Source organism: Acetobacter sp. KSO5 (genome assembly GCF_044094635.1).
GTDB lineage: Bacteria > Pseudomonadota > Alphaproteobacteria > Acetobacterales > Acetobacteraceae > Acetobacter > Acetobacter cerevisiae.
Map to the genome: position 1 here is coordinate 1 of NZ_CP172016.1, position 4,820 is coordinate 4,820.

A 4,820-nucleotide genomic window follows, 5' to 3' on the forward strand; every position below is an offset into this window, starting at 1 on the left:
GTGTCCAGCTTGCGTTCCTCGGCGTTCTGTCTGGCGAGCAAAGCCTGATACCGGGCCTTGGCTTGCTCGACCTGCTGTTTTGCCTTCTCGATGGGTGTCATTTTTCCTCCCGCACCAAGTGGGGGCAATGGTCTGTTGTGATTTCCATTCCCGCGTGCCCCTGTTGAGGATACCCGATTTTTCGGAAGTTTTCTTGATTCCTCGTGGAGTGCATACAACCCTTGCGACGAAGGAGTGAAGGGCGCACTTTAGCATTGTTCCAATGCGTGCGTCAGGGACGTTCCTTCCCTGAACCCTTCCTGAACGGAGCGAGTCGTGGCGATCTACCATCTGTCCGTCAAATCCATCTCGCGTTCGGCCGGTCGCAGCGTCGTGGCTGCTGCTGCCTATCGTTCCGGTCAGGAACTGACGGACGAGCGGCAGGGGCTGACGCACGACTACACCCGCAAACAGGGGGTGGAAGATGCGTTTATCGTGGCCCCGGATGGTGCGGACTGGGCGCAGGACCGGAACGCCCTGTGGAACGCGGCCGAGGCGGCCGAGAAGAGGAAGGACGCCAAGACCGGCCGGGAATACGAGTTGGCGTTACCGGCCGAGCTGGATGCGGGCGCACGGAAGGAACTGGCCCGAGATTTCGCCCGTGAACTGGTGGCGCGGTACGGGGTGGTGGCCGATGTTGCGATCCATGAACCCGGCCGGGAAGGGGATAACCGGAACCATCACGCGCATATCCTGACCACGACCCGGATGGCCGGAGAGGACGGGCTGGGGGCCAAGACGCGGGTTCTGGACGTGGCCAGCACCGCCTCGGCCGAGATCGAGCATATGCGGGGTGTGTGGGCGCGCCAGGTGAACATGGCGCTGGAACGGCACCAGGTCGAACAGCGGGTGGATCACAGGAGCTTCGAGCGCCAGGGGAGGGAGCAGGAGCCGACCCGTCACATGGGGGTGTCTGCCATGGCTCTTGAACGACAGGCGGCCCGGAAAGTTCCCGACCGGGAGCCGGTGACGGATCTCGGGAAGCAGAATGCGGAGATCCGGGAGCGGAACCGGGTTCTGGAAACGGCCCGCAAGGCCGTGGAGAAGGCGCAGGAGCTGTTCACCGGTCTTGAGAAGAAGGCACGGCTGGCGGTCGGTCTGGCCCGGAAGATCGGGCAGCGGATGGAGCTGGAGAGGGAGAGGGAAGCCGAACGACAGAGGCAGGAACTGGCGCGGCAGGCCGAGATCAGGCACCAGGAGGATATCCGGGCGGTCGAACGGGAGCATAATCTGGAAAGAACGAGGTCACGGGGAAGAGGCCGAAGCCGTGACCGAGGGTATGATCCCTGGTGATCCCCGCCTCCTCTCCTGGGAGGCGGGGATTGTCTTTTCAGGCCCGCAGAGCGGCCTTTTTTTGAACCGCATCTGTGGCCAGGTAGGGGCCTGTTTTTCTGATCTGGATAGTGATGAGGGCGACGCTGTTCGGATGACGTTCACCGAGTGGTAGCAGGCCGTTACCGGATGTCCAGCGGCAGTCTTCCCATTCCAGAGTGTTCCAGCCGTCCAACTCCCTGTCGGTCAGGTGAGCGGTAATGGTACGAGACCTGCTGCCCTCGAAAAGAGTAATGTCCCCCACAGCGACGCCGAAATAACGGCGGTCATCGACGAACGGTCCGACGACATCACTGGGTCGGCTGGCATTGGAGGCGATGCGGATGGACTGAACACCTGTCGGGATCATGAACATAATGCGTCCGTTGTGTTCACGGGCAGGGCGGATCGATACGCCGGTGTCCGTGATGAGATGGAGGTTGGCCTCCTCTGTCAGTTCGGGAGCAGCGTCTTTCTGTGTGATGCCAGCAGCGATTGCCCGGGCTTCGGCCTGCCGGAACAGAGGTTCTGCAAATTCGCGGCTGACACCAAGCGGCGCAGCAGCATCGTCCCATGTCAGATTACGGCTGCTACTTATTGAGACAACGTTCCCTTTCTGGGAGAATGCGCGACGGTTTCCGGTATCGAGGTAGCTCTCGGTGAGCATCCCGTCTGCCATGACGACCGAGTGGGCTTCGGTTTCAATATGGTAGTAGTCGTAAGACGTGACGGACTTGTCGAAGAAGATCGAGCGACCGTTCACCAGCATCCGGGCCGGAACAAACTTTCCATCGAAGAACAGGCAGTGCTCCGCCGTGATCAGCATGTCCTTGAACGGAACTCCGTCCGAGATGGCATCCTTGAGGATGCGGACCGGGTAACCCGCCTCGTCATCAGGAAGATGGGAACGAACGTTGCAGTGTGCCTGACCGGTCCAGGTCACACGACGGGGCGTCGCAACACCATCAACATACGCAATGATCTCATCACCAACACTCAGTTCTTCAACGGCCTTCGTGCCATACGGCGTGCTGATAAGAGAGCCCGGGAGGAAGCAGTTTATAACGAGGAAACCATCACTATATTCCGCAGAAATTGGATTTGAACTATAGTTGGAGTCTGTAAAATTTGTGAATTTAACGACTTCTTTTCCAGAACTATTTAACACTGTTAACGTATGATTTGAAGAGTCGTAAGATGTTGTTAATGTCCCACTTCCAGAACTGCCAATCTTTATTGTATCTCCATATGTATAGTTTTTAACTGTTATTGCTACAGCATCTGATGTTTGGCTACTTTCATCGATAATAAAAGTTCCATTTGGGTTATTATTGAAATCTACTATAGGCCCTGGATCAGAAGATGACTTATCATTATTTGCAAGATTCCCTTTTAATTCTATAGTTCCACCATTTATGTTTAAATATCCAGAGTTTAAGTTAGTTAACCCTTCGGCCGTAAATTTTCCTCCGCTATTAACAGTAATTACTGATTGGTTGAGGTTTGTATTGTTTTTTACTGTGAATGACCCATTGACTGTTAAGTGCCCACCGGCAGCATTTGTATAGTCTGAATCTACTTTTATTGCTGCTCCAGAATCAACAATAACGTTTGATCCGTTAATATTGAAGTAGCCCAAAAATGTTGCTGTTCCAGAGGTTACTTCATATGTTGCACCAGACCCTTGTCCTGATGGATTGGTTGCGGTGCTTTGTGTACCATTCCCGTTAAAATTATTGTACGTATGATTTGCATTTGTAATGTATATATCTGAATAATTACTTGATGACGATGGAAGATTTATATCTCCAGATGTCGGATAGTGTGTTGCCATAGAATTTCTCCAATATGTTATTAACATTGCAGCAATATTTTGGATTTTGATAACAAGTCTATTTACGCCAAGATGCAAGCGTTTTTTTTGTTCAAAACATGGTCATGATGCACCCCCATGAAGGAGTTCGAGCTGCATGGGCGGCCGGGTTTCCGCGGCCTGTGCCTTGCGGACGTCCAGTGAGCCGTTCCATGCCACGTGCGGGTTGATGAAATACACGGCCATTCCTCGGCCTTGTACGCCTTCAATCCTCCGGCGTTCACGGCGGATTACGCCCATTTTTTCCAGTGTGCCCATGATGGTGCTGACGTTTTTGGGCGCACAGCCGATCCGTTCGGCGAGCTGGTCACGCGTGAGCAAGACTTCGCCCGTATCCTGCCGGAGATTGAGCAGCACCAGATCGAAAGCATGACGGACCTGATTGGGGCGATCATCAGACGATAATTCGCGGATGCCGTCCCAGATTGCGGCGGTCTGCATACGGCTCAACATGGTGAAACCTCCCGGCCAAAGCCCTTCGGTGGTGTCTGGTCGCGCTGCCTTTTGCAGCGCATGTGTGGCCCGTGAGATGGCTATACGCGCCTCTCCGGGCAAATGCTTCAGAAGTTCTTCGGACAGGAGAGAGAGCTGCTCGGCCGCCTGTGCCGCTTCCTCCTGTCCGGATCGCTGCGGCTTGGTGGTGAGGCGCACAATCTGGGCCATGTCTCGCTCCTTGTGGAGAACCTGTCTTTAGGTCTCGGATTCCGAGGTCTACTAGTCTCAGAACCTGAGACTTAAAACAATCAGTTTCTCGCTGTTTCCTGCGGGGTGTGGTGATTCCTAAGAAAGAGAAAAGAATCTAATCCCCCTGTTGTCCCCCCTTTTTTCGGTGGAAAACTGCCATTTCAGGGTATGGTCCGGCGCCCTGCGGGCGGGCTACGCCGCTCCCGCTCCGCGCTCGCCCGGACCCTGTAAGGCCGGCAGAATCGGGCGAGAGAAAATGGCTCAGGAAGCGATGAGGGGGCTGGCCGGCTTTCCCATCCCGGTGACGGTCAGGGGATATACCAGCCGCTAAGGTTCCCTTTGGCGTCCAGTTTCGGGAAGCAGATTGTCCGACCCTTCTGGCGTTCCATGGTCCAGCCGTCCCCCTTGCACAGGGCCAGCATATCGAGGCTCCCAAGCTGATCGAGGCCATAGGCCCGCTGTCCGGCCGGGGTGTTCGCCCAGCTCGCAGCCGCCTCCTGATTCCGGGCTTTCTGGTATCCTTCCGCGTGCCCGATTTCCCATCCGGACCGCTGACCAAAGAAATATCCCCCGCCAAACGCCATCAGAACGATCAGGAAGGCTGTCAGGCCCGTCCAGAGTAGAGATGAACGTATTTCGGTCTGACTGGCCTGTAGCGCCTTCTGTGAGGCTCCTGTGGCCTGTCTGAGCGCGGTCTGCATTTCGGCCGACAGGGCGTGTTCCTGCTGGTTCCGGGTGGCCTGATCGGATCGAACGGCCCGGAGCAGGCGGTTCGTCTCCGCCATTTCCCGGCCGAGCTGGTCGAACGCGGCCAGCCCGTCATCCAGCTCGCGTTCGTCGGTCATGACCGATCAGGCTCGGGCTTCTGCCACCCCTCGAACGCCTTGTGGTCGTGGTCGCGGGTGATGCGTTT

At 56.1% G+C, this 4,820-nt stretch carries 4 protein-coding genes; 1 reads left to right on the forward strand and 3 read right to left on the reverse strand.

Translation table 11 applies throughout. From position 1 onward, the window contains the following. The first annotated feature begins 315 nt into the window (after positions 1 to 315). Positions 316 to 1,332: a MobQ family relaxase gene (mobQ, locus tag ACHQGU_RS14760; RefSeq protein WP_039905829.1), complete on the forward strand. Its 1,017-nt coding sequence runs from the start codon at positions 316 to 318 to the stop codon at positions 1,330 to 1,332. A 37-nt stretch (positions 1,333 to 1,369) separates the two neighbouring features. Here mobQ and ACHQGU_RS14765 read toward each other — a convergent pair whose 3' ends face one another. The 3 genes from ACHQGU_RS14765 to ACHQGU_RS14775 form a co-directional block, all read right to left on the reverse strand. Next, positions 1,370 to 3,184 carry a Hint domain-containing protein gene (locus tag ACHQGU_RS14765; RefSeq protein ID WP_395496457.1) on the reverse strand — a complete coding sequence of 605 codons (1,815 nt, stop codon included), beginning with the start codon at positions 3,182 to 3,184 and terminating at the stop codon, positions 1,370 to 1,372. Between the two features lie 102 nt (positions 3,185 to 3,286). After that, positions 3,287 to 3,886, reverse strand: a complete 600-nt coding sequence (locus ACHQGU_RS14770; RefSeq protein ID WP_006560190.1) for a helix-turn-helix domain-containing protein — start codon at positions 3,884 to 3,886, stop codon at positions 3,287 to 3,289. A gap of 329 nt (positions 3,887 to 4,215) precedes the next feature. Further along, positions 4,216 to 4,752 carry a hypothetical protein gene (locus ACHQGU_RS14775; protein WP_006560191.1) on the reverse strand — a complete coding sequence of 179 codons (537 nt, stop codon included), beginning with the start codon at positions 4,750 to 4,752 and terminating at the stop codon, positions 4,216 to 4,218. Between the last annotated feature and the right edge of the window lie 68 nt (positions 4,753 to 4,820).